The sequence below is a fragment of the Novosphingobium sp. 18050 genome (assembly GCF_902706195.1).
Taxonomy (GTDB): Bacteria; Pseudomonadota; Alphaproteobacteria; order Sphingomonadales; family Sphingomonadaceae; genus Novosphingobium.
In genome coordinates this window covers 104,330-130,418 of sequence record NZ_CACSJO010000006.1, presented here as the reverse complement: position 1 = coordinate 130,418, position 26,089 = coordinate 104,330, and the positions used below count along the sequence as shown (strand labels likewise).

Below are 26,089 nucleotides of genomic sequence, written 5' to 3'. Positions count from 1 at the left end.
GGTCAGCGGGCCTTCGCTTCGAGCCGCTCCTGGTCATCCTCGATGCGTTGCAGTTCGTCTTTGGCACTGCGGGTGTCGACGGTAACTTTTACCGAAAGACCCGGCACCAGCACCTGCCGCGCCGATGCCGGGGCCTCGATGACAAGGCGCACGGGCACGCGCTGGACGATCTTTGTGAAGTTGCCCGTCGCGTTCTCCGGCGGTAGGATCGAGAATTGCGCGCCGGTGCCTGGAGAAACGCTGGCGACCCGTCCATCGACCTCGACGCCCGAAAGCGCGTCGACGGAAATCTTGGCAGGCTGGCCGGGGCGCATCAGCGCAAGCTGGGTTTCTTTGAAGTTGGCGACGACGTAAAGCTTGCTCAGCGGCACGACCGACATCAGCCGGGTGCCGGCTTGCACGAACTGGCCGATACGAACCGTCTTGTCGCCGATGCGCCCTGCGACTGGCGCGGTAAGGCGAGTGGCGGACAAGTCGATACCAGCGGCATCGAGCTGGGCGCGGGCGCCTTGCCCTTGCGCCTCGGCCTGGCGGACCTGTGCCTCTATACCCATCACATGACGCTTCTGCATCTCGAGCGCGGCCTGCTGCTGCCGCAGTTGCTGTGCGGATTGCGCGGCGGCAAGGCGCAGTTGGTCGAGCTGCTGGCGGGTTTCGGCGCCGCTGGCGGCGAGGGGGGCGTAGCGTGCCACTTCGGCGGCATCATGCGCCGCCTTGGTGCGCGCGGCGGCAAGCTGCGCCTGGGCCTGTACGATGGCGGCCTGCTGTTCGGCGATTCCGGCGCGGGCATTCTCTGCTCCGGCGACTGCCTGCGCGATCTGGGCGCGCGCCTGTGCTACCTTGGCATCGTAGTCACCCGGATCGATCCGGGCCAGAGCCTCGCCCTGCTTGACATCCTGGTTGTCGTCCACCAGCACTTCGGTGACATAGCCGCTGACCTTGGGCGCGATTGCCACCGCATCGGCGCGGATCTGGGCGTCGTCGGTTTCCTCGAAGTACTGGCCGTAGGTCTTGTGGCGCCAGTACCATAGCCCGGCAGCGACAAGCGCGACAATCGCAACGACGATAAGTATCGCCCTTGTCCTGCCACTGAGCGCACGGCGCCCTGAGTCGGAGGTTTCGGTTTCGCGGTCTTGCTGGGGGGGAGTTTCAACCATCAGCGCGGCTGATCGCTGCAGGCGGCCATGGCGTCAAGATCATTGTGCAGGTGCGTTGTTCAAGCCTTACGCATTTCGCCGGTTGCAAAATCCGGCGATGGGGCCTGATTCCGGGCGCAGATATCGGTGGGGCGGCTTGCCGGAAGGCGCAGCGAGGCGTAATTTAGTTCGATAATAAAAGTCGACGGAGAGTCGGTTTATGGAGAGGTACGACCCGAGCATCCACGCCTGCCCGCTGGGCATGTTGTGCGGAATGAGCTTCGTGGCACTGATATTGTTCCTGACCGCGTTGATGCTGGTCGGCTGAGCCGGGCGGGCAACCGTATAGAACAGGAGTTTCGCAGGCCCGCGAGAACCGCCTGACGCCGAAGGTTGGCGCCTTTGCAAGGCGCCGGGCTTTTTCATCCCAAAAACAAATTTTTCCCTCCTAAAAGCGGAAATTAATGCCTGTAATCCAGTTATTTATACCCAAAATGAGATGAACATGAAGACCGGGTGACGCCGGTGTCTTCAAACCTAAATCTAAGTGTCTTGTTGTTGCCATACTAGCCACCCTTGCAGAGCAAAAATGTTTCTAAAAGGGTGTGTTTTCATCATGTTAAACAAAACTGTCCGCGCGGCGCTTCTCGCCGGGTCGGTGCTTGCGAGCATGGCCTCGACGAGCGCGTTCGCCGAGGCGCCGGCAACTGCCGCAGATGCCGCGGATTTGGGGCTGGGCGATATTGTCGTCACCGCGACCAAGCGTGAGACGAACCTTCAGGAAACTCCGATCGCAATGGCGGTCATGAGTACCGAGACGCTCAAGGACCGTCACGTCCAGAGCCTCTACGACCTTGCCGACGGCGCCATCCCCTCGCTGCGCATCGCTACCTTCGAGGCCCGCCAGAGCGCGCTGACCATCGGCATTCGCGGCATCGTGCCGCTCGACGCCAACCAGCCCGCTCGCGAACAGGGCGTGGGCATCTATGTCGACGGCGTGTATCTTGGCCGCCAGCACGGCCTCAACGCCGCGCTGTTCGACGTTGAGCGCGTCGAAGTCCTCAAGGGCCCGCAGGGCACACTGTTCGGCCGCAACACCGAAGGCGGCGCACTGAGCATCGTCAGCAAGGCCCCGACCGGCGAGTTCGGCGGCCGCGCCGGCGGCGGTTTCGGTACTTACGGTTCCTATAACGGTGACATCCACCTCGACCTGCCTAAGTTTGCCGGCTTCAGCGTGAAGCTGGACGGCGTGCTGCAGCACCAGGACCCGACTACCAAGAACCCGCTCGCTGGCCAGGCCGGCTTCAACCAGTACCATCGTAAGGGTGGCCGCGTGGCCGTGCGCTGGCAGCCGACCAGCAGCATCACCGACGACTTCTCATACGATGTCGCACGTGATGCCAATACGCCGTTCTACAGCCAGCTGCTGAACTACAACCCCAATGGCTGCGTCGCCGGAACCCAGGCTGCCAGCGCTGCCTGCACCCTGCCGGGCACGCAGTACACCAACCTCACGGGCACCGTGAAGTCGTTGACGCCGGCCGTCGTCGTCAACGGCAAGACGCGGATGAAGGTGGCCGACATCGGCGTGCCGCAGCAGCCCAGCGTCGACAAGACCCACGGCTTCACCAACTCGCTGAAGTGGACCGTCTCGCCTGAGATCGAGCTGCGCGCGATCACCGCATGGCGCGGTGTTGATGCAACGCAGTGGGACAACAGCGGCGGCGCGCACCGCGTGCCGGTGGTCAACCTGACCGCCGCCTGCACCGCCGCAGCACCCTGCGCCTTCAGCCGCTATAGCCTTGCCGACCTGCGCCAGCGCCAGTTCAGCCAGGAACTCCAGGCTGTCGGCACTGTCGGCAGCGTCGATTACGTCGCCGGCCTCTACTACTTCAACGAGCATGTCAGCGACGACGCGGCGACGCCGAACTCCAACGGCGTGTATCTGAACAGCGCCGGTCAGGCCGTTTACACGATCCTGAACTCCTGCACTGGTTCAAGCGGGTTCGGCTCCGAGGTCGGCTGCCGTTCGATCGATCGTGCCTCGGAAGTGTGGTCGAAAAGCTACTCGGCCTATGGCCAGGCCACCTGGAACGCGACCGACAAGGTTCACCTGACCGTCGGCGGCCGCTACACTCACGACAAAAAGCGCGGCGTGCTGCACTTCTCGCGCAACGTGAACTACGACGTGAACACGGCAGCAGCGACGGCGGCGGGCTATACCCCGCTGGACGAAAGCTGGAACCGCTTCAATCCGATGGCCACGCTGGCATATGACGCCACTGACGACCTGCACGTCTATGCCAAGTACGCCACCGGCTACCGCGCAGGCGGTGCCAGTTCGCGTACGGCCAACTACCAGGCCTTCAACCCCGAGGACGTGAAGTCTTACGAAGTCGGCCTCAAGAGCGATTTCTGGAACCACCGCGCCCGTTTCAACCTGGCCGGCTACATCATGGACCGTAAGAACAGCCAGGTCGACATCAGCTCGATCCAGTCGTTCAACGGCTCCAACTATAACAACCTGGTCACAATCAACGCGCCCGGCACCACCAAGATCCGCGGCATCGAAGCCGACCTGACGGTGAACCCGGTCGAAGGGCTGACGCTCAACGCATCTTATGCCTATACCTACACCAAGATCCCCTTGGTGCCGATCACCTACACCGGAACCAACGGTGCTTCGACCACCGTTGATCAACGCTTCTACATCGTGTTCACCCCGCGCAACGCGGCCAGCGGCTCGATCGACTATGCGCTGCCGATCGGACAGAACGACACCACGCTGAAGTTCCACATCGACGGCAACTATTCGCAGGCCACCCAGGCCTTCGACCAGTTCGCCACCAAGAACGATGCATCATTGATCTTCAATGGACGCATCTCGCTGGCCGACATCGGCGTGGGCGACCGCAAGTTGACGCTGGGAGTGTGGGGTCGCAACCTGTTCAATGAGCAGTACGTCTTCCGCCGCGACCCGTCGAACAGCCTGCCCGGCGCGCCGACCACCAGCGTATCGACCGGCAGCGTTAACAATATCCTGGGCGATTACGGCAACTTCAACGCGCCGCGCACTTTCGGCATCGACGCCAGCGTCCAGTTCTAATCGCTTTCCCCCCGCCATCGGCCTTCTTCATGGGGCCGACGGTTCTGGAAATGCGATCCACGCGGAGAAATGTTCCTTTTCGATGGGGGAGCAGTTCAACTCGCCGCAAGATCGCAAAACTGATCGGCGTGACGCTCCCCAGCGTCACGCCGTTTTTTTATCTCAAATGAGGAGTACGACTGAGACCTCTAGGCCGCCTTCAGGCCCGGCATCGCCCAGCGTCAAGGTTCCGCGGTGCAGCCGGGCGATGGCGTCGGCCAGAGGCAGCCCCAAGCCATAGCCACTTCCCCTGCGCTCGATCCTTCCGAACCTGCGCAGGACCAGCGAACGTTGCTCAGCCGGAATTCCGGGGCCATCGTCCGTCACCACGAGGGTAATAGTGTCACCGCGCCGCATTGCGCAAATCTGTACGGTGGTCCCCTCTTGGCCATGCCTCAGCGCGTTTTCGAGCAGGTTATGCACCAACTGCGACAGCAGCTGTCGATCCCCGACCAGCGTGCCCGCTTCGCACGGACCGATAATCAGATGCTGGTTACCGTCCTCGGCCAGGGGGCGCACCATGTCGGCGATTTCCGCGATCAGCACGTCGACGTCGAGCGGGCGGAAACCGGCACGGCGGGCACCGCTCTCGATTTCGGCGATCCGCAGCAGGGCGCCGAACATGCCCAGCAGGTCGTCGGCCTGCGCTGTGGCGAGCGCGAGCTCGACGCGCACCGGCTCTGCGTCACTGCGCTGTTCCAGCAAAGCCAACTCATTACGCAGTCTTGCAAGTGGTGTGCGAAGTTCGTGCGATATATTATTAGAAACATTGCGAATTTCAGACATAAGCTGACCAATCCGGTCGAGCATCCGGTTGAACGCGGCCGCCTGCTGATCGAACTCGCCGCTGTCGCCGACGATGGGTACTCGCTGCGAAAGGTCGCCGTCGATGATCGATTCCACCGTTGTGCGCATCGCCTCGATCCGCTGGCCGATGAGCCTGCGGAACATTAGCAGGCCCACCAGAACGACCAGTACAATCGCGCCGAACCCCGTGATGTAAATGAGTTTTCGGATGGAGAAATAGTTGTCGATCGGCTCGGTCTCGGCGAACACGGCAAGGCGCATTCCGCCGTGGAGGTCGCGAACGAAGACGCGGCCGGAGCTGAGCCCCTCGATGCGATCCTGCCAGCTGAGCGAGGAGAAGCCCAGTGGTAGTTCGCGGGAGAAACGGGTGTTTCCGGCAATCGTGCGTCCTTGAGCATCGGTCAGCAGCAGTCCGAGGTCTCCGGTATCGCGCTGGCCGGTAAGGTGCAGGATACGGCTGGCCAGTTCACTGCGCGGGATATCGGTTCCGGCGGGGGCCAACTCGTCGCTTTCGAACGCAATGCGCTTGTCCACCAGCACGTTGATCATCGAAAGCGTCGCGAAGAACGTGCCCAGACCGGCGAGCGTCGTGACGGTCAGGAACAGGCACAGGAACGCTATGGTCAGCCCGCGAAGCGACCTGGGCGTGCCTTTCATGCGCGCAGTTGGTAACCGATCCCGCGCACGGTCCCGATCGGATCGTGACCGTGCTGGATCAGCTTCGCGCGCAGATGCTTGACGTGGGAATCGATGATGTTGGTCGTCGGCACGAAATCATGGCCCCAGATGCGCTCTATCAGCATGGCCCGTGTGACCACCGCCCCGTCCGCGCGCACCAGTTCGAGGAGCAGGTTGAATTCGGTACGCGACAGGTTGAGCACCTGGCCGCCGCGCCAGGCCAGCACGCGCGACGGGCTGACAAGGAAGTCGCCCGCGCTCACCGTGTCGGTAGGCTGCTCCGTTACGCGGCGGGCGCGCAGCAGGGCGTGGAGCCGGGCATTCAGTTCGAGGGCATCGACGGGCTTGACGACGTAGTCGTCGGCGCCAGCCTCGAAACCTTCGAGCTTGTCGGGAATCTGGCCCAGCGCGGTGAGCATGAGCACCGGCACATTCATGCCGTTATCGCGCAGTTGACGCAGCAGGGCGATGCCGTCGAGGTGGGGCAGCATCCAGTCCAGGATCAGGATGTCGAAGGCATGTTGGCCAAGCAGCACAAGGGCTTCACGCCCGTCGTCGGCGGTCTGAACCTCGTGCCCGAACTGGGAAAGCTGCGCAGCGAGCTGCCGCTGAAGCTGGCGATCATCTTCGACCAGAAGAATATGCAGACTCATAAGTACGGTTCGGCCCAATAGGGTGTTATGGCGCCGCCAGCATAGCCGACGATGCGGGTAACGCTATCCCCGGCGCGCGCTTCAGCGTCCGATCAAGCCCAGCGCATGGCGGATGAAGGCGTCGCGGTCGGTCACCCATTCGGCTCCGGCGGGCAGTTCCGGATCGGTGAAAGTCCAGCCCTCGTTCGAATAGACCTGTTTGAACCGTCCGGTGGTGTTGAAAGCCAGCGACACCATGCGCTGCTGCGCGCGGGCAGTGTTCTCGTTACCCTCGACCGTGGTGGTGCCGGGCGCGATAGACGTGCCCTGCGGCCTGAGCGCGATGGCGTAAGGTTCGGTGCGGAAACTGTCGATCGTGGTGTTCAGGAAGACCGAAAGGTAGACTTTGTCGAGGATCGCCAGCGGCGATGCTGGCATCCGCCAGCTACCGTCAACCAGGACATTCCACGGATAGTTCTCCGGAGCGCCGTAGAGAATTTCGCTGCGCAGGTCGATCAGCGCGTCGCGCGGAGTCTGTGCCGGGGCAACGCGCTGGAGGTGCAGGTTGTCCGACCAGGTGAAGCCGAAGGAAGAGGCGTCGATCAGCGGCATTGCCGAAGGCGTCGAGGTGTTCGGCCGGTTCGAGACGGTCACGTTCTCGTAGATGCGCAGGTACGCCTTGTCCTTGATCTGGTGTCCGCTGGCGATGTTCTGCCAGGCAAGCTGGCCATGGAAGCTGGTGTTGCGGAAATGTGAAACGAGGATGCCGTTGATGTAGCTGGTATGCTCCTGATCGACGTTGGAGCCGACATTGCCCGCCAGTTCGCTGTCCTCAATGTAAAGCATGGTCTGCCCGCCCGGCACGAATAGCGCGTTCTTGCCGCCATAGATCTTGGAGCGGCGGATCACCGCCGTCAGCAGTCCGGGACGGGCCGTGCCGACCGCCTCGAGATGGACCGCACCCATCGGTTGGACTGCGCCGGGAAAGTCCAGTTCGATGTCCCGCATTTCGAAGTGGACGCGCTGTTGGCCTATGTCGAACATCCGCAGGTCGATGGTGGCCCACTCGTTGCCGGTGCGGAACGTTACCCGCTGGCCCGGTATCGACGAGCGCAGGATATACTGTGTGCCCTGCAGCGAACCTACGATCTGCGGCATCCACGGCGCAAAGGGATAGACGCAAGGCCGCCCGGCGGAATCGAACGCTTCGTAGACGAATTCGTAGCCGCCTTCGGCCCGGCCGTAGAGCGATTCGCCGTCGCGGCCTGCATATACTTCCCGCCCGGCGGCACGGGAGGCATCGCATTTGACAGTCAGTTTTATCGCCGGTTGCCGCAAGCCTCCCATCGGCATGTAGAAGGGATAGAGTTTGTCGAGCGCCTCTGGCGGGAGGGCTGGAGTAGGCGAGGCGGTTGGCAATGCCCCCGGCTTCGCAGCCGCTGCCGTGGCCCCGGGAGCAGTTTGCGGCGACGGTGCCTCGTCTATCGCGGCACAGGCCTTGCCCAGCCCGGCAATGCCTAGCAGGGCTGGCAGGGCGAGGATCAGCATGGATTTGAAGCTGTTAACCGCCGGCACGCGCATCTCCGTTTCGAAACTTGTCGCAGGCCTCTGTGCCGCAAAGACCCGACAAAATGATGAACGCGCCTTGCCTTGCCATGGCGATGACATGCCCGCAGCTGCGGCGCGATGCGAGAAAAGTTCGCTGAACGCAACCGACCTCAGATCACCGAGATCGCAACCGCCGAATTCGCCGACAAAGGCCCTTGAGCAGCCCCGGGGCTGTACTCGACCCTGAAGGGCAACATGTGTCGTATGGGACACATATCGCGACTGTCACAGGAGAGTGACGCTAGCGCCTTTGCGCCGTAATGGACAGCGACTAGGCCCCCTCCCAATCCAACGAACCCAGGGAAATCGCAATGAAACTCGCGACTTGTGCCGCCACTCTTCTTGCCGGAACGGCACTGGCGATGATGCCGGGCGCAGTTTTCGCCGCCGAAGCAGACGGTGCCACGGGCGATGAGGGTGCGAACTCGATCATCGTGACGACCCAGAAGGTCGAGCAGCGCGCCCTCGACGTGCCCATGACCCTTTCGGTCCAGACCGGTGAGCGAATGCGCGAACTGGGCGTGACCGATATCGGCGAACTGTCGAACTATGTCCCCGGGCTCAACGTCCAGATCCAGAGCGCCAACAACCCCGGCTTCGTGATCCGCGGCATTACTTCCGACAGCGGTTCGGCACAGCAGGGCCCGCGCGTTTCACTCTATTACAATGGCGTCGATATCTCGCGTTCGCGCGGAGCCTATCAGGGCCTCTACGATCTTGACCGCGTTGAAGTGGTGAAGGGCCCGCAGGCGACCCTGTTCGGGACCGCCGCCACAATCGGCGCGATCAGCTTCGTCTCGGCCAAGCCCGAGGCGGGGACGTCTGCCTCGCTTACCGGGGCTTATGGCAACCTCGATGCGACCCGTGTCGAAGGCTTCGTGAACATGGGCAGCGACGTGATCGCCGCGCGTATCGCCGGCCAGTGGAAGAAGCGTGACGGCTATATCGAGAACCTCGCGCTCGGTCAGGATGACCTCTACGCGCAGGACCAGCTCGGCCTGCGCGGATCGTTGCGTTTCACGCCGACCAGCGACTTCACCGCCGACCTCGTGCTGACTTACGACCGCCAGCGCAATTCGGGCACGCCGTTCCTGTCGAAGAACCTGGGCTCGACGTCGGTAGAGGGCCTCTATGGCGCCGCATATCTGGGTGGATCGCCGCTTTCGAAGGAAGTGCTTGGCGCCGACAAGCTGGGCCTGCACCGCGACGTTTACGACGCGAACCTGACCATGAGCTGGGACTTCGCGGACGGCTGGAACTTCACCACCGTCAACGGCTACCGCAATTTCGACGCGCTGGAAGTCTTCGATGCCGACGGCTCGGCCGCCTGGTATCTCGAATTCGCCGAGCACGCCAAGGGCTGGCAGGCCAGCCACGAGAGCCGCTTCACTTATAGCGACGACCAGTGGCGCGCCTCGTTCGGGTGGAACTACATCATCGAGGACAGTTCGCAGTACGTGCCGCTGTCTTCCGAAGTCGGCACGTATCTGCAGTGCAGCGCCAACATCATTCGGGGCCTGGGCTGCGTGGCGCCGAACAACTCGGTCCCCGCCTCGCTGGCGACGGGCCTTGCCTCGGGCGGGCTGGCAACCACGGTGCCTTACCAGAGCTGGTACAAGAACGAAGGCCGCAACCAGACCTGGTCGATGTTCGGCGACGCCACCTGGACGCCCACCCCCGCGCTGGAACTGACGGCCGGCGCGCGCGTGCTGATCGAGACGCGCCGTTCGGGCTACTCCGCCAACCAGCCCAATGCCCCGCTCTACGGACAGCCGCTGCTGCCGGCGGTCGACACGGGCGGCGAGACTTTCCGCGCCCGGCGCAGTTATGCGGCTGTGCTGCCGCGCTTCAACGCGCTTTATCGCCTGTCGCCCAACCTCAACATCTACGCGACGATCTCCGAAGGGCGTCGCTCGCCGGTGGTCCAGCTTTCCGCCGCTGCCGGTCCGGTCGCTGACCTCGACCTTATCAAGTCCGAGACAGTCTGGAACTATGAGGCCGGCATCAAGGGGGCGGTGGGCATGTTTTCCGGCTCGCTGGGTGTCTATTACAACAAATACAGCAACTTCCAGGTTTCGGTACTTGACGCCAGCGGCATCGCGCGCACCGAAAGCGCAGGGTCGGCTTCCAACATCGGCGTGGAGGCCGAACTCGAGGCGCGCTTCACCGATTGGCTGAGCGCCTTCGGCAACGTGGGCTACATCGGCGGCGGTATCGACGACAAGGCTTCCAACGGCGCATACGCCGGAAACCAGTTCCGTCTTCAGCCCAAGTGGCAGTGGTCGGCGGGATTCAACCTGAACGTGCCGGTCAACGAAAATGCCAGCGTGTTCCTGACGCCCAGCGTGACCTACCGCAGCAAGATCTACTTCGAGATCCCCAACCGCGATGCGATCAGCCAGAGCCCGGTCACGCTGGTCAACCTGCGCGGCGGCGTGTCGCTGATGGACGGCCGCTTCCAGATTGCCGGCTATGCCCGCAACCTGACGGACAAGAACTACCTGCTCGATGCGGGCAATACCGGCGGCTCGTTCGGCTATCCCACCTTTATCCCGGCCGAACCGCGCACGTACGGCATCGAATTCACCGCCCGTTACTGATCGCAGCTTTCAGGAAACAGACCATGACTCTCAACCTTGATCGCCGTCTGCTGCTTCGCGCGGGCGCCTTCGGCCTTGCCGCGCTTTCAACCCCCGGTGTCGCTCAGATCCTCACCGCGCGCGGTTTTACCCACGGCGTCGCCAGCGGCGAGCCGGCGGCCCATTCGGTCCTGCTGTGGACTCGCTATGTCGGCAGCGGCGATACCCGGCTGCGCTGCGAGCTTTCCGAGGACGAGACCTTCCGCAAGATCGCGGGCGGCGGCGATGTCGTCGCCTCTCCGGCGCATGACAACTGCGCCAAGCTGGTAGTCAAGGGCCTCACCGCCGGCAGATGGTACAACTACCGCTTCATCGCGCCCGACGGCAGCATGAGTGACGTCGGCCGTACCCGCACCCTGCCGGTGGGTGAGGTGGATCGGTTTGGTATCGGCCTGTTCTCCTGCTCGAACATGCCGTTCGGCTGGTTCAACGCCTACGCCCATGCCGCCGCGCGCGACGACCTCGACCTCGTGATCCATGTCGGCGACTACTTCTACGAGTACGAATACGGCCACTACCCCGAGAACCCGATGGCCGGCCGCATGATCGAACCTGCCAACGAGACGGTGACGCTGGCCGACTATCGCCTGCGCTTCGCCAGCTACCGCCTCGACCCGGACCTGCGCCGCCTGCACCAGCGTTTTCCGATGATCGCGCAGTGGGACGACCATGAACTGGCCAACGACGCCTGGAAGGACGGCGCTGAAAATCACCAGAGCGACAAGGAAGGTGCGTGGTCTGTCCGCAAGGCGGCTGCGGAAAAGGCCTACCGGGAATGGATGCCGGTGTCCGATGCGGTCTACGACAGCTTCCAGATCGGTTCGCTGGCGACGATCTTCCGCCCGGAAACCCGCATTACGGCGCGCAACCAGCAGCTGGACTTCGGATCGGTGATGGCCGGGAACGCCGACGTGGCCAAGGCCCTGGCCGAATTCCGCGACGGTCCGTGGATGGCTTCCGACCGCACCCTGATGGGCGCCAAGCAGGAAGCCTGGCTCCACGGCGCACTGGCCAGATCCGCAAAGTCGGGCACGCGCTGGCAGGTGCTTGCCCAGCAGGTTGTCATGGGCTCGCTCAAGGCCCCGGTGCAGATGGGTGATCTGGTTCCGGCGGATGGCGATCCCAAGGTCCGGCAGGCACTTATGGCCATCGCCGCCGCCGCGAAAGCCGGACTGCCGTTCAACATGGATTCGTGGGACGGCTACCCCGCCGCGCGCGAACGCCTGCTGCGCGCCGCGCGAGAGGCGGACTGCAACCTTGTCGTGCTCTCGGGCGACAGCCACAACGCCTGGGGCAACGAACTGTCGATCGAGGGGGCTGCGGCCGGCGTCGAATATGCCGGGCACTCAGTCACTTCGCCGGGCTACGAAACCTATCTGCCCGCGCTGCCGCCTGCCGAACTGGCCAAGGCGCTACGCGGTGCGAACCCGGGGCTGGCCTTCGCGGATACCAGTCGCCGCGGCTATGTATCGTTGGACATGACACCGGAGCAGGTGAGCGGCCAGTGGCATTTCATGGGCACGATCGCCCGCCACACAACCGAAGGCACGACCAGCGAGGGCCTTGCCGTGAAATGGAACGAGCGCCGCTTCGCCAGCGCGTGAATGCGCTGCAACGGCTGTGAACGCGCCACTAGCGGCGATGGATGTGCCTCTGCTGATGCAAGTCTGGCAGGGGCACATTAGCATCCACGGCCGATGCCTTCGCAGCCTGGCCGGATGGCGCCCATGCTATGCGGCGGCGGCGGATCATTTGGCTTGCCGAAGTTCTGCTCAGTGCCGAAAGTGTCGGTGCCGGTCTCAGGCGCGGATCTCAGTGGGTGTGCATCATTCGAACGGTTGGCCAACGGGCTTGCCGTCCACGAACATCTGGCGGCGGGTCACGTCACGCATTTCAACCCTGCCGGCCGCGATGCCGGCATCGATCTGATTCAGGTGCTCGGTTCCGGGGAAGCTGTCACCACCGGCGACATTCGACCAGACATTGCCTTCTTGTCGCCAGATGTTGACGCGTGCGCCGTGCAGAACGATGGCCTCATTGCTGCCAGCTTCGTGCAGCACCGCACAGGGGGCGTCGAGCCCGCAGGCGTTGTAGTCGGGCAGCTTGGCGAGCAGCGCCTCGGGTAGGGCAATCTTTCGCGGTAGAATGGTCAGGCGTTTCTGGTCGATGACGGGCTGGGGGCTTTCAAATTCCAAGGGAGAAATCTCCCAGCGGCTCTTGGCCTTTATCGCCTCGGCTGCGGCAGCACGGATCGCCGGCGTAGCGCCGTTCCGCGTAAGTTCACGCGTCGCTTCAACTCCAGCAGAACCAAATTCGAAGCGCAGCGCGCGCCAGTCGAACTTGTCGGCGGGCGTGGTTCCATCGCGCAGGCGGGCGACCTGATCGCGGGTGGACAGTGCACCGAAGCTGACCAGCGGGGTCGAAAGCAGGAAGACCAGCGCACACAGGGCAATGGCAAGGCGCAGGTTGGCCGTGCGCAGATGGGCGGCAGGAGCCAGCCGGCCACGTATCAGTGCAACGAAGCTGGCCAGACCATAAGCGCAGGCGATGCCTGTGAACATCACCGCCCATAGCCGATCGGGCGTGAGGCCGTATTGATGGATGCGGCTGCCGGTTGAAATCGCGGCGATCATCGCCAGCGGCAACACGGAAAGGCACAGTGCCGGGACGCTGAAGCGCAGCACGGCGCTACGCGGCGTCTGTGCATCGGTTTCGCCGATCACGGCGTTGGTCAGGCACAAGGCTCCGATGATGCAGCCCAGCAGGATCGGCGTGGTCGACTTGGTAGCCTCCCATAAGGGGGCAAGGCCGGTGAGGGGAATGGCGGCGAGAAAAACGATGAGTCCCAGCGCCAGCACCGGCGCGAGTACCGCCAACACCGTGGTGACTACCCGCTGCAGCAGGCCGAGAATCTGTTCTCGGTCGCGCAGCAGGCCGATACCTGCGCCCAAGGCGCCGCCAATCAGCATCAAGATAACCCAGTGCTTCTGCAACAGCTCGTACAGCAAGCCGATGCCGATAAGCCGGAACAGTTCGCCCAGCAGGAGCGCCATCAGCCAGGTAACACATACGAAGGCCCAGGCGGCACACCACAGCACTACGTTGGTCCAAGCATAATGGTAAGCCTGAGCATAGGGAATATCGAAGCGGCCAGTGGCCTGGTCCCGGCGGACCCGCCACGACTGGAAAAGCGGCGCGGCGATCACAACGCTTAGTAAGGCGCAGACAGTTTGCCAGATATCGGCCGAGCCATGCCCGTTGAACGGTCCGTTCCAGTAGGTGGCGAAGGCCACCACCAGACCGGCAAGGGTGACAAAGCCCAGGGTCCATGCTGGCCGCGTACGCTCGACCAGGAAGCCAAACAATATGGCGCCAATTCCCACGAAAGTGGCGAACGCCAGCTTTACCTGTGCAGCTTGCTCCGATGCAGGGGGAGTATCATGGTCCAGGGTGAGGAAGTAGATCACCAGCCCCGCGAGCGCTCCCAGCAGCGCCAATCCCCACGCCCGCACGGGCCAGTCGGCATTAGCGGCGTTGGCGTTGGATGGGGGGAGCGAAGAAAGCGGGAAAAGGGAGTCCATGGAACCTGTCCTTTCGGCCGGGGATCTGTTGGCCGGCAGTGGCCGTGACAGCTGCGGCGGGAATAAGCCGCTTTATCCAGAAAATATTCAGTGTTCAATAAATAATTAAACATCGATCATAAAGAGGCCGCATTTGGCAAGGAATCTACCCCCATCTTGAACTGTTTGCCCCGGCGGGACGAAGACGATCTTGCTCGGTCGATCGGACGATTCGAGGAGGGATTGCGCGGTGACCGGGTGGAAATGGCCGGAATTTATATTCTCGAGACACGTCGCAGGCCGCTGATAACAGACAGCTCTTTGTTTCTGCTCTCATAGACAATGCCGATATTTAACGGTGTTCAATATAAATATTAAACACTATCCAATTTACGCTGGTTTCCCTATGAAACTGCAATGGCACGCCGATCAGACCATAGTCGCAAAGAGCTGGAAGAAATGCTCATCGTCGAGGGCCACAAGCATATGGCCGAGGTCGGCTTTGCGCGCTTCTCCGCGCGTGAGGTCGCCAAACGGATCGGTTACACCATCGGCACGCTTTACAACGTATTCGGCAGCTACGACCGGCTGCTCATTGCGATCAACACTCGCACGTTCGTGCTGTGGACCGACTATATTCGTAAGGCTTTGGATGATGGCGGTGAAGACCGCATCCGCGCGTTGGTGGAAGGTTACTTCGGCTTCGCCCGAGCCAATCGCAATGCTTGGATGGCGATCTACGACCACCACCTGCCGCCCGACTTCACCATGCCGCCTGAGCATGACATGCTGCGCGGGGAGTTGACCGACGTTGTGGTTGCTGAGGTCGCTGCCGCACTCCCCGAAGCCTTCCGCGACCAAGCCCCGCGACTTGCCCGCTCGTTGGTGGCCACAGTGCATGGGCACTGCACCTTTGATCTCAACGGCAGCTTCGCTCTCATGGGTGAACGCGATCCGGCGGGGCTTGCCCTGTCCCGTGTGCGCGAGAGCCTCGTTAACGCGCTGGAACGCGGCTGACAGGCTGACGAAGCCGCGATCATCGCCGAGGCCTCACGACGCAATAAGCTGACGCTTTGCTCGTCGATAAAGACCTAGAGCGACAATTAATCGTGTTTCAATCTACTATTGAACACTGTTTAGTGATGGTCCGGCTGTCGGAGCAGGTGCCGGGACACAAAAATCCTGCTGTCACATTGCCGGGCGCCATGGATTTTTCAGGTGGCGGCGCAGTGTCCGTTTTCGCCGATGGCTCGAACGGGGTTCCGTGCCCGTCTGATTCGATTTGGCTACAGAACGGCAATGTGAGGAGTCTTCGGCCATCGCCCTGGGCAGTGCGTTTGGTATGCCCGGCAGTGGCTGCCGATTGTAGGCGTTATACCAGACCGTTGGCGATAGCGAATGCCACCATGTGCGAGCGGTTGCGCGTCCGAGTCTTTAATCTGATATGATCTATATGTCGTTCCACCGTGCGCGGAGCGATGTTCAGCTGTTTGGCGACTTCTTTGGCGGACAGTCCCTGGGCAATTGCACGCAAGATCTCCGATTCCCTGTTGGTCAGCCCTTCAATGTTTACGCCAACTCCATCAGCCATACCGTCAGTCCAATTCGTTGCGTAACTAACCAACCATAGTTGCTGGTAGTAGCGCGATCTTCCTGTGATTGCTGTTACGATGCAACGGCAATAGATGTACGTAAAAAAACGTACTACGAACAAAACTGGTGCTGGGTCTACAAACTGTGTTATATAAATTTACCGATGGGAAAATCCTATAGGGGTCGCCAGCGAAGTTTCGATTTCCCATAATTCCAGTAGTGAAGCCTTGAGTAAAATAATCTCTTGTTTTCATGCGCTTATGGGGGAAATTATGGCGGATAAACTTTGCAATCTGCAGCTCACTGTTCGAGAATCTGAAGTGGTCTGCCTGGTGGCTCGCGGCATGTCCGCGAAAGAGGTCGCACTAACTTTGTCGATCGCACCATGTACCGTTGAGCGGCATGTCGAAAACGTACGACTGAAAACCCGCACAAGAAACCGTGTTCACATGATCGCTTACGTCATCCGTAACGGCATGATCGGCGACGCGGCGCCTGGATATATATTCAACGCTGCCTAGACATCGGGGGCACTAGTGACGGCGCTATCATCCGATCCTCACAGTGTCGGCAACGGCAATTCTGTGCTGCGAGAAAACGGGCTTCCCGATGTTCGGACCTGGTCGATGCCCATACAGTGCATGCAAGGCGCCGTATGTTTCATCGATGTGGCGCTCATCGTCGTCGCCAGTTTGCTTGCAGGGCAGGCGTTGGGGCACCATGAAGGCCAATTGCAGGCGCTTCGTCTCGATCGAATTGGCATCGTGTCGAGCGCCCTGTTTGCAGTCATAGCCCAATTGGTGGGGGCCTACGAGCTTCAGGCTCATCTGTCAGCCGGACGGTCGGTACTGCGCGCAATGAACGCCTGGGCAGGGGTGACCCTGTTCGTTCTTGGCCTTAGCGCTGCTTTGCTTGGCAGGATGCCGCTTGCTGCAGGGGATATCTATATCTGGTCTATCGCTTGCGGCTCTGCTCTGGCGCTGGGCCGTATAGGTATGTCTACCGCCATGACCGGACTGCGGCGGCGAGGGGTCTTCGATCAACGCAGCGCCGTGATCGGGACCGGAGAACAGGTTAGCGAACTGGTTCGTTATATAACACAACATAAGCTGCTGACATTGTCGCTCACGGGCTTCTACTGTGACGACGAAGCTGAGCCTCTCGATTTCCAGACCACGCCTCAAGGCGGCGCATTGCCCTATCGAGGCAACCTGAACGCCTTGCTCGTGGCGATCCGGCTGGGCGCTATCGACCGCGTCATCATCGCGCTGCCGCAAGGGCAGGAAAGTCGAGCCCGCGCGATCGTGGCCCGCTTGTCTGACACGCCTGTCGAGATCCGCCTGGCGCCAGCCGGCGGCGGATTTTCCTGGACGCAGAATGCCGTGACGGTGCTGGGCGAGTGGCCTGTCCTCACTTTGCTGGACTGGCCGTTGTCCCGCGGGCAGCGCCTGCTCAAGGCAACCGAAGACCGTCTCCTTTCACTGATGGCCCTGATCCTGCTGGCACCGCTGATGATGATCGTCGCGATCGCCATCAAGCTGGATTCGCCCGGGCCGGTGCTGTTCCGGCAGAAGCGGCAGGGCTACAACTGCCGCGACTTCGAAATTCTGAAATTCCGCACCATGCAGGTCGCCGATGAGGCCGATGCCGTAATACAGGCGCGGCGCAATGACCCGCGTGTCACCGCCGTCGGCGCCATCCTCCGTCGCACTAGCCTGGACGAGCTGCCGCAGCTGCTGAACGTGCTGCTGGGACACATGTCCATGGTGGGGCCGAGGCCTCATGCCGTATCGACCCGCGCTGCCGGCCGCCTGTTCGGAGAAATCTCGCAGTCTTATCCCGCACGGCACAACGTGAAGCCCGGCATGACCGGGTGGGCGCAAGTCTGCGGATGGCGGGGAGAGACGCATAGCGAGGAGCAACTGCTCCGCCGCCTGGAGCATGACCTCTACTATGTGCGCAACTGGTCGATCTGGTTCGACCTGCGTATCCTGGCGCAGACGGTCGTGACGGTGCTGCGCCAGCAGAATGCCTACTGACAGGGGTGTTGCTGCACGAAGCCCGGCAGGGCTAAGCGCGGCAGTCTAGATGATCGATGGTGCGCGCCCATGCGGCGGTGTAGCCGGTCAGCGGCGGGCAGCAGCCCACTTCCAGAACGACCCGTCCGTCCATGCGCACAGGCCTGCGTCCCTTGAGACCGGAATGGATTTGTGCCGCCGGCATCGTCAATCCGTGGCCAAGCGCCTTCAGGCAGGCTTCCTTGCGGGTCCAGCCCTGAAGAAAGCCGGTGCCGTGGCGAAAGGGTGGCGGCAGCGAAGACAGCGCCTGCTGCTCTCTTGGATGGAAATGCAGGGCGCTCAATTCGTCGGCATCGGGAATAGGCCGGTCACATTCGATATCGACTCCGACTGCGCTGTCGCAGTCGATCCCCATCAGCGCCAGGTCCCCTGCATAACTGAGGCTGAAATGACAGTCCGCCGGCTCTGCGAGTTGCGGTTTGCCATCAGGCCCCGGAACGAAGCGCTGGCGATGCGGGGCCAGCCCGCAATATTCCTTCAGCACCAACCGCAGGGCGATATGTGCATTGAGATAGCGCTCCCGGTTGCGGGAGAAGGCGAAGCGGGCCGCTCGGTCACGCTCCTCCTGCGAGAGCCAGGCGATCGCCTCTGCGGGCGGGGGGCCGGACAAGTCCAGTAGCCACAGCTCCAGCGGTACGTCGCCCACCAATGGCCGGGCAAAGGACGAAAGGTCGAGAGCGAGACCCATAGCCTTCACGCCCGCCCGGGAAGGGCTTGTGCGTCGTTGAACAAGGCGGACCGCGCGATGAAGTCCCGCAGCAGGAAGGGAACGACGGTTTCTTTTCGCGTCCGCAAACGGCGCAGCACACGCCACCACACATGCCCAGCCAGCCAGGCGATGTCCGCGATGATGGCATAGCCCTTGCCGTGGTTGACTATGAAATAGCGGCGGCGGGAATCGAACCAGTAGCGCGGAATCCTCGAGGCTTGGTTGTCCTTGAGGCCGGTGCTTTGGCCGGCAATGTGCAGAACCACCGCCGAGGGCAAATACCAGCAACTCCATCCCTGCTGCCGCGCCCTTCGGCAGAAGTCTGTCTCCTCGTAATAGAGGAAATAGCCCTCATCCATCAGGCCGGTTGCATAGAGCGTTGCGCGCCGGACCACCATGCTGGCACCCGATACGGAATCGACCTGCTCAGGCGCGGTTCCCATGACCCTGGCCACGCAATGGTTCTGCAGCAGCTTGGTCAGCGGTCCGAAGGCGGCGCCGCGTTCCAGCTCGCTCAGGATGGAGGGGAAGCGGAAGGCAAAAGGCCATGGCATTTCATTGCCATAGAGCAGCAAGTTCCCAGCGATTCCCACGGTGGGGTTGGCCTCGAAAAAATCTAGGAATGTACTCAAAGCACCTGGATGAACACGCGTATCAGGGTTTAAAAGCCAGAACAGGTCCGGCGCCGCCGCATCGGCGAGCGCAGCGCGGATGGCAAGGTTGTTGCCGGCTGCAAAACCGCCATTGACGGGAGATCGCACAAGGCTAGACCAGTCGGACCAGCCCCGTGCCTCGATGGCCGCTTCAATCGTGTCGGCCGAACCGTCACGTGAATCGTTGTCCACTACCACCACACGGGTGCCGGGTGAGGCCGCGACTTCGTTGTCCAGACTGGCCAGGCAGTCGACGACCAGCTTTCCGGTCCGATAATTCACGATCACGACCATCAGGGTCGGCCGCTGCTGGCGCTCCATGCTGCCGTTCCTCACTATGTCACTGGACTTGCAATTGGGCTGTCTCTGCCCTGCGTCCGAAGTCCACCGTAGGCGGCGGCGCATGCATGATCGGTATCGGTTCCTGAACTACGTCTTCGTCCGGCCGGGCGCGGGCGATGGCCTCGCGCATTGCGCCTGCCAGTACGTCCACATTGGGTTCCTGCAGGACACTGCTGTGCCCGCCCGGCACCGAGACGACCGTTACGTCGCCCTCTACCCGCTTTCCCCAGCCGAAGATGCAATCGGTATAGAGATCGCAATAGGGAACATCGTCATCGGCGCCCGTACCCTGCATGGCTTTGAACAGGACCACTTCGCCGCCTTCGAACAGGCCGCTGGGGCGGTGCGCCCTGTGGGCCACTTCGTAGAGATGCAGGAACGACAGCTTTGGCGCGGCGACCTGCACCTCGTCGTTCGCCGGGCTTGGGCCTTCGGCCATGCGGGCGACCTTGCGGGTGCGGCTCATCCACTCAAGGCGGGTCGATACGTCGTAGACGACGGCGTTGGTCGCGCGGCGCATCAGCAGGCCGACGCTGGGAGGTGGCCCTCCGGCATCGCCGCGCAGCAGTGCGCGGACGCGCTGGATGCGGGTACGGGTGATGTAGAACGAGCGCTTGTGCGCTTCGACATCTGCGGCATCGACGATGCCGACGAAGGCAGTGCTCTCCCCCATTTCCTGCAGCTGGCGGGCCATCTCGAACGCGATGACGCCGCCGGCACAAAGTCCTGCGATGAGGTATGGGCCATGCGGCTGCACCGTCTGCATCCGCACGATGTAGGCGCGGGCCATTTCGGCGATGCTGGTGTGCAGGTAGGCGCCGCCGGCATAGACGTCCGGCTCGATGCCCATAACCGGACGATCGGGGTCCATCCGCATCGCCAGCGCGCGGTAGAGCAGCGTTTCGCCCAGGCCATCGTGGACCAGGAACAGCGGGGTTTTCCGGCTTCCGGGACGGATGGTGATGATCTTGCGGTTGGCGGCGACTTCCTCCTCCGGCGCTTCGCTGGAGCCGACCACGGCGGCGCCTTCGGGATCAATCAGCCGGCCCAGCTTCTCTACCGTCGCGCTTTCCAGCAGTGTGGCCAGCGGCAGTTGCTTGCCGGTCCGCTTGCGCAGGCGGTTCATGAACTGCACGCCCAGCAGCGAGTGGCCGCCAAGGTCGAAGAAGTCGTCGCTGCGCTGGATGTGCCTTACGCCCAGCATCTCGCTCCAGATTTCAGCGATGATGCGCTCAGCAGCGGTCGCCGGGGGATCGCCGCCGAGTGCTTCGTCGTCCCGCTCGAACGCCGCTGTCGGCTGATAGGGCGCGCGGATTCGGGCCAGTGTCTGGTGCAGGTCGGTGGGCGAGATGATGACATGGCTGGCTCGCACGCCCGCCAGCACGCGCTCGACGATCGCCACGCCTTCGGCGGAGACCAGACCGTCGCTCGCCGGCTCTGCGGGAAGCGGCCTGCTTGCCGGGCGTGGTGCCGTAGTTTCGGTGCCGGAGAGCCGGGCGGTGTCCGAAAGACGGAGCATCGTGAATTCGGCGATCTCGGCGATCACCCGGCCTTGGGGATCGAGCAGCGTCACGTCGAACACGGCAATGGCGTCGCTCGTCACGGGGCGGCAACGGACATGGCTGACCAGGTGCGCGGGGCAGGCCTGATAGAGCTTGATCGAACCATAGGAGGCAGGCGCGAAGAAATCCTGTCCCGGACGCCGTGACGGGATCAGGCACTGCGCGCCCGCCGTGGCGAAATCGAGCAGGGCGGGGTGCAGCGCTATATGGGCGAGATCGTGGGCGAACCGGCGGTCCAGCGCCAGTTCCAGCACGGCCTCACCATCGGCGATGCGCAGTTGACGCACCGACCGCCAGCGCGGCCCGAAGCGCATCATCGACGATGCATCGACAAGTGCTTCGGCATTGCCCTCTGCCGGCATGCGTTGCAGCAGCGCATGCACGTCTTGCGGCGCCAGGGGCGCGGCGGCGAGGCGGCGGATGACGCCACGGACGTGCTCGGTCCAGCCTTGCTCCGGGTCGCCGTTCACAGCGCGGCCGAGGATGGAGAAGTGCCAGTCGCCGTCGCGCTCCTGATGCATGTGGATACGCAAGGTCCGGCTCTCGCCGTCGGGGACGGCGAAGGGCGTCAGGAACAGAATATCGGCCAGTTCGCTTGGTCCGGCCTCAAGGCTGTCGAAAGCGGCCCGCGCAAGTTCGAGGAAGCCGGTGCCGGGGATGAGGGAGGAACCGTCTGCCAGCCTGTGCTCGTCCAGCAGCCAGTGGCGATCGGGCGAAAGCATGCCCTCTACGATCACTTCGGTTGGCGACAGCCGGTGCATGGCGTGCAGGAACGGATGGTCCATCGCCTCGCCTACGCCCAGCGGTGCGGTGGCGCGGTCCCCGGCTGCCTGTTCGGCGAGATCGGCCGCCATGCCCACGTCCTGCCAACGGCTCCAGGCGATGGAGACGACGTTCGTCACATCGTCCCGCCGGCTCTGGGCGTAAGCATCGAGGAAGGCGTTCGCCGCAGCATAGTCGACCTGCCCGGGTATCCCGGCAAAAGCGCTGATCGAGGAGAACAGCAGCATGAATTCGGGCCGCTCGTCCTTGAGGGCCACGTCGAGCGCAAGCGTGCCGTGGAGCTTGGGCGACAGTACGCGGTCTATCGAGGAGCGGGTCTTGAGCTGGAGCAGTCCGTCGTCGATCACGCCGGCGGTGTGGAAGACGCCGTCGATCGGGCCCCATTGCTGGTGGATCTGCTTCACTGCCCTGCGCATCGCGCGAACGTTGCAGACGTCGGCGACGATCAGCATGACTTCGCCGCCAGCCGCCTCGATCGCGCGGATCTTGCGGATCGTGCGGGCCACCGGGTCGGCTCCGGCGCGGGCCATGATGTCCTGCCATTGTTCGCGCGGCGGCAAGGCGCGGCGTGCCAGCAGGGCCAGCCGGGCCTTGCGGGTCCGTGCAAGGTGCCCGGCCATCACCATGCCCAGCCCGCCAAGGCCGCCGGTGATCAGGTACACGCCTTCCTGCTTGAGGTGGATCTCGGCCGGTATCGGCGCGGTGACGGGCGTGCGGGCAGTCGCGAAGCTGGCCGTCCAGCGCTCGGAGGCGCGATAGGCGATGACTTCGGCGTCGTCGGGCTGCGCGCTTTCCGCGATCAACATGTCGCGCAAGGTGGCCCAGGCGGGGCCGTTGCGGCGGGGTAGACGTATATCGACGCTGCGCACTCGGATTTCGGGATATTCCCGCGGGATGACACGGCATGCGCCGAGGATGGTGGCCTTGGCAGGCACCATCCCTTCCTCGTCGCAGACGCGCTGCACGCCGTCCGAAACCACGGTGACGGCAATCGGACCGGTGTCGCCTTCGCCCAGCGCCTGGGTCAGGAAGACCAGGCTGTGCAGCCCGAGGTCCTGCAGAGCGGCGGCATCGGGCGCAGTCTCGCCGGTCACCAGCCATAGGTGATAGACGCGGGCAGGCGCGAGATCGCGATCCGCAAGCGTCGTGGCCAGGCGGCTGTAGTCCTCGGCGGCGCGGACGTTAATTTCGAACGTCACGTCGTCGATCTGGCGAAAGCGCCGTCCCGGCCGCACGGAGATGACGCGCTGTTCCTGCCCGCGCAGGCTGGCAGCAATTTCGGCACCAAGCCCGGCCTTGTCCTCGAACACCAGCGTCACGCCGTCCGGCGTGGCGACTGCCTCCTGAGCCGCGCGGTGCCAGATCGGCTCGTATAGCCAGTCGGCCATGTCCGCATGGCGGGGCAGGGGCTGGTCGGGCGCTATCTCAGGTTCCATTGCGGCCATCGCAGCCGTGCCCGGTTCGAACCAGTGCCGCTGCCGATCAAACCGATATGTGGGCAAAGGCAGGCGGCAGCGCCGCTCGGCCGCCCAGTAAGCGTCCCAGTCCGGGGTCACGCCGGCAGCCCAAAGGTTGCCCAGCGTATCGAGCACATGGGCCAGATCGCCAGACTTGCGCTCGTCCTTATGGGGCAGGCTGTTGAGCACCGGCAGGTCGGCATTGCGGTCGGGGTGTTGGCGGGCGAGGCTTGAAAGGACCCGGCCGGGGCCGACTTCCAGCAGCACGCGGTCGGGATCGCCCAACAGCCGCGCCAGACCGTCGGTGAAGCGGACCGGCTGGCGCAGGTGCGTCACCCAATATTCCGGGTCGGTCGCCTGCGCGGCGGTGATCCAGTCGCCGGTCAGGTTGGAGACGAAAGCGAGGCTGGGCGGGCTGAACCGGACGGTCGCCAGCACTTTCCTGAACGCATCCAGGATCGGATCGAGCATGGCTGAATGTGCCGCCACCGAAATGCCCACGGTCTGTGTTTCCACTTCACGCGCGGCCAGTTCTTCGGCGAAAGCGGCAATCGCGGCGGCAGGGCCGGATACGACGGCCAGCTTCGGCCCGTTTACCGCCGCGATCGAAAGTTCGGGCGATAGCAGCGGCACAATGTCCGCCTCGGCCATCGGCACGCTGAGCATGGCGCCACCGGGCACCGTCTCGAATAGGCGGCCACGGGCGCGCACGATGGTCAGTGCGTCGGAAAGGCTGAGCACGCCGGCCAGATGCGCGGCAGCATATTCACCCGAGCTGTGTCCGATCATGGCGCCGGGTGTGACGCCCCAGGCCATCCACAACCGTGCCAGCGCGACCTGCACCGAAAACAGCAGCGGCAGCGCGATGGAGGGGCGCTGCATCGCCAGTGCCGCCTGCTCGGCATTCTGCGCATCCGGATAGAGCCAGCCCTTGAGAACCTCGCCTTCCTCGCGCCCCAGATGGGACAGGCACTCGTCGATCACACCTCGGAACAGCGGCTCGCTCGCATAGAGTTCCGCGCCCATCCCGGCATATTGCGCGCCGGCGCCGCAAAACAGGAAGGCAACCGAGCGATTTCCGCTTCCAGTCACGGCTTTGCATACTCGTGCATTGGCGGGTTGGGCAAGCGCCTCGGCAGCGTCCGTTCCGTCTCTTGCAACGATAATTTTACGATAAGCCAGTGACTTGCGACCTGTACTTAAAGTGAAAGCGACATCGGCGAGGTTAAGCCCCGGGTTTGCCCGAAGGTGATTGCCCAGCGCGGCGGCGTTTGCCTCCAGTGCCGTGGCCGTCTGGGCGGACAGCGTCAGTACCTGCCTTGGGCGGCCGGCACTGCCGGGCGCACGCGGCGGGGCCTCTTCCATGATAACGTGGGCGTTGGTCCCGCCGACACCCAGCGAGCTGACACCTGCGCGGCGCGGCCTGCCGGGCAAGCGGGGCCAAGGCTCGAACTCGCCCGCCACAGAGAAAGGACTGTCGCCGAAGTCGCAGGCCGGGTTGGGCCGGGAATAGTGAAGCGTCGGAGCGATAGCACCGTAGTGCAGGGACAGACCCACCTTGATGACGCTCGCGACCCCGGCGGCGGTGTCGGTATGGCCGATATTGCCCTTTACCGAACCGATGCGGCAGAAGCCGGTGTCGGCGGTATGGCGGCGATAAGCCTGACTCAGCGCAGCAATCTCGATCGGGTCGCCGACGCGCGTGCCGGTGCCGTGCGCCTCGACATAGCCGACGCTGCGGGCATCGACCTGCGCCACATCCAGGGCTTCGCTGACGACGCCGGCATGGCCATCGACGCTGGGGCTGAGGTAGCTGACTTTGCCCGACCCGTCGTTGTTGACCGCAGAGCCGCGGATCACCGCGTAGATATGGTCGTTATCGGCCAATGCATCTTCAAGCCGGCGCAGCACGACGATGCCCACGCCGCTGCCGAAGACGGCGCCGGTCGAATCCGCATCGAAGGGACGGCAGTGGCCGTCCGCACTGGTGATCTCTCCCTCTTCGTACAGGTAGCCCTGTGCATGGGGCAGTTCGATGGAGGCGGCGCCCGCCAGCGCCATATCGCACTCGCGGTTCAACAGGCTTTGCACCGCGCTGTGTATCGCCACCAGCGAGGTCGAGCACGCCGTCTGGACGTTGACGCTCGGCCCCTTGAGGTTGAGCAGGTACGATACGCGGGTCGACAGGAAGTCCTTGTCGTTGCCGGTGTGGCGCAGCAGGAACGGCCCGACATCGCGGACCAGCTTGGGATTCGTCAGCAGGTTGCTGAACAGGTAGGCGTTGTGACCGGTGCCGCCGAAAACGCCGATCGCGCCCGGCACCCGGTCCGCGACGTGGCCGGCATCCTCCATCGCTTCCCAGGCGCATTCCAGGAAATGGCGGTGCTGCGGGTCCATTATCGCGGCATCGCGCGGGCTGAGCCCGAACAAGGCGTTGTCGAAGCATTCCATGTCCGCCAGCGGCGCGCCGGCGCGGATGTAGTTGGGGCGGGCGATCATGCGCGGATCGGCCCCGGCGGCGAGCAGGGCTTCCTCGGAATAGTGCTCTATCCCCTCGACACCGCCACTCAGCAGATCCCAGTAGGCATCGATTCCGCGCGCCCCGGCGAAACGGCAGGACATGCCAACGATGGCGATTGCGTTCTCGGGCTCCTCGCCGCCAGCGGCAGGGAATTGCCCCTCGAAATGCTCGTCGTTGCGATACATG

15 protein-coding genes are annotated in these 26,089 nt (G+C 63.3%); 6 read left to right on the top strand and 9 right to left on the bottom strand.

All coding sequences use genetic code 11. From position 1 onward, the window contains the following. Window positions 1-2: 2 nt before the first annotated feature. Window positions 3-1,157 (bottom strand): HlyD family secretion protein, encoded by a 1,155-nt coding sequence (locus GVL61_RS08635; RefSeq protein ID WP_159978994.1) that lies wholly within the window; start codon window positions 1,155-1,157, stop codon window positions 3-5. A gap of 595 nt (window positions 1,158-1,752) precedes the next feature. Between GVL61_RS08635 and GVL61_RS08630 the strand changes: the two genes are divergently transcribed. Continuing rightward, a complete protein-coding gene (locus GVL61_RS08630) occupies window positions 1,753-4,242 on the top strand; it encodes a TonB-dependent receptor (RefSeq protein ID WP_159978992.1) in 2,490 nt (829 codons plus the stop codon). A 162-nt stretch (window positions 4,243-4,404) separates the two neighbouring features. On the opposite strand, the gene GVL61_RS08625 is transcribed toward GVL61_RS08630, so the two are convergent. From GVL61_RS08625 to GVL61_RS08615, 3 genes are all read right to left on the bottom strand, one after another. Then, the gene (locus tag GVL61_RS08625) at window positions 4,405-5,745 is read right to left on the bottom strand and encodes a HAMP domain-containing sensor histidine kinase (RefSeq protein ID WP_159978990.1); all 1,341 of its coding nucleotides are present in this window, start codon (window positions 5,743-5,745) and stop codon (window positions 4,405-4,407) included. Continuing rightward, the gene (locus GVL61_RS08620) at window positions 5,742-6,419 is read right to left on the bottom strand and encodes a response regulator transcription factor (RefSeq protein WP_200844686.1); all 678 of its coding nucleotides are present in this window, start codon (window positions 6,417-6,419) and stop codon (window positions 5,742-5,744) included. Before GVL61_RS08620 ends, GVL61_RS08625 begins: the two co-directional genes overlap by 4 nt. 81 nt (window positions 6,420-6,500) lie before the next feature. Beyond that, window positions 6,501-7,973: a hypothetical protein gene (locus tag GVL61_RS08615; RefSeq protein ID WP_159978988.1), complete on the bottom strand. Its 1,473-nt coding sequence runs from the start codon at window positions 7,971-7,973 to the stop codon at window positions 6,501-6,503. A 344-nt stretch (window positions 7,974-8,317) separates the two neighbouring features. Here GVL61_RS08615 and GVL61_RS08610 point away from each other — a divergent pair, with 344 nt between their 5' ends. After that, complete coding sequence (locus GVL61_RS08610) at window positions 8,318-10,606, top strand: TonB-dependent receptor (RefSeq protein WP_159978986.1); 2,289 nt, start codon at window positions 8,318-8,320, stop codon at window positions 10,604-10,606. 23 nt (window positions 10,607-10,629) lie between these two features. Then, entirely contained in the window at window positions 10,630-12,249 is a 1,620-nt protein-coding gene (locus GVL61_RS08605) for an alkaline phosphatase (RefSeq protein ID WP_159978984.1), read from the top strand. Between the two features lie 222 nt (window positions 12,250-12,471). Here the strand turns inward: GVL61_RS08605 and GVL61_RS08600 are convergent, their stop codons facing one another. After that, complete coding sequence (locus GVL61_RS08600; protein ID WP_159978982.1) at window positions 12,472-14,226, bottom strand: DUF4153 domain-containing protein; 1,755 nt, start codon at window positions 14,224-14,226, stop codon at window positions 12,472-12,474. A 396-nt stretch (window positions 14,227-14,622) separates the two neighbouring features. On the opposite strand from GVL61_RS08600, the gene GVL61_RS08595 reads away from it, so the two are divergent. Continuing rightward, complete coding sequence (locus GVL61_RS08595; protein ID WP_159978980.1) at window positions 14,623-15,222, top strand: TetR/AcrR family transcriptional regulator; 600 nt, start codon at window positions 14,623-14,625, stop codon at window positions 15,220-15,222. A gap of 355 nt (window positions 15,223-15,577) precedes the next feature. Here the strand turns inward: GVL61_RS08595 and GVL61_RS08590 are convergent, their stop codons facing one another. Next, entirely contained in the window at window positions 15,578-15,796 is a 219-nt protein-coding gene (locus GVL61_RS08590) for a response regulator transcription factor (protein ID WP_159978978.1), read from the bottom strand. A gap of 274 nt (window positions 15,797-16,070) precedes the next feature. Between GVL61_RS08590 and GVL61_RS08585 the strand changes: the two genes are divergently transcribed. Together GVL61_RS08585 and GVL61_RS08580 are read left to right on the top strand one after the other, a co-directional pair. Further along, the gene (locus tag GVL61_RS08585; protein ID WP_159978976.1) at window positions 16,071-16,319 is read left to right on the top strand and encodes a response regulator transcription factor; all 249 of its coding nucleotides are present in this window, start codon (window positions 16,071-16,073) and stop codon (window positions 16,317-16,319) included. A gap of 105 nt (window positions 16,320-16,424) precedes the next feature. Then, window positions 16,425-17,837 (top strand): undecaprenyl-phosphate glucose phosphotransferase, encoded by a 1,413-nt coding sequence (locus GVL61_RS08580; protein ID WP_159978974.1) that lies wholly within the window; start codon window positions 16,425-16,427, stop codon window positions 17,835-17,837. Window positions 17,838-17,868: 31 nt separating this feature from the next. On the opposite strand, the gene GVL61_RS08575 is transcribed toward GVL61_RS08580, so the two are convergent. From GVL61_RS08575 to GVL61_RS08565, 3 genes are read right to left on the bottom strand one after another with little or no spacing between them, the layout of a single operon-like run. After that, window positions 17,869-18,564, bottom strand: a complete 696-nt coding sequence (locus GVL61_RS08575; protein ID WP_159978972.1) for a 4'-phosphopantetheinyl transferase superfamily protein — start codon at window positions 18,562-18,564, stop codon at window positions 17,869-17,871. Between the two features lie 5 nt (window positions 18,565-18,569). Next, window positions 18,570-19,559 carry a glycosyltransferase family 2 protein gene (locus GVL61_RS08570; protein WP_159978970.1) on the bottom strand — a complete coding sequence of 330 codons (990 nt, stop codon included), beginning with the start codon at window positions 19,557-19,559 and terminating at the stop codon, window positions 18,570-18,572. A 19-nt stretch (window positions 19,560-19,578) separates the two neighbouring features. Then, on the bottom strand, window positions 19,579-26,088 hold the full coding sequence (locus tag GVL61_RS08565; RefSeq protein ID WP_159978968.1) for a type I polyketide synthase: 6,510 nt from the start codon (window positions 26,086-26,088) through the stop codon (window positions 19,579-19,581). Between the last annotated feature and the right edge of the window lies 1 nt (window position 26,089).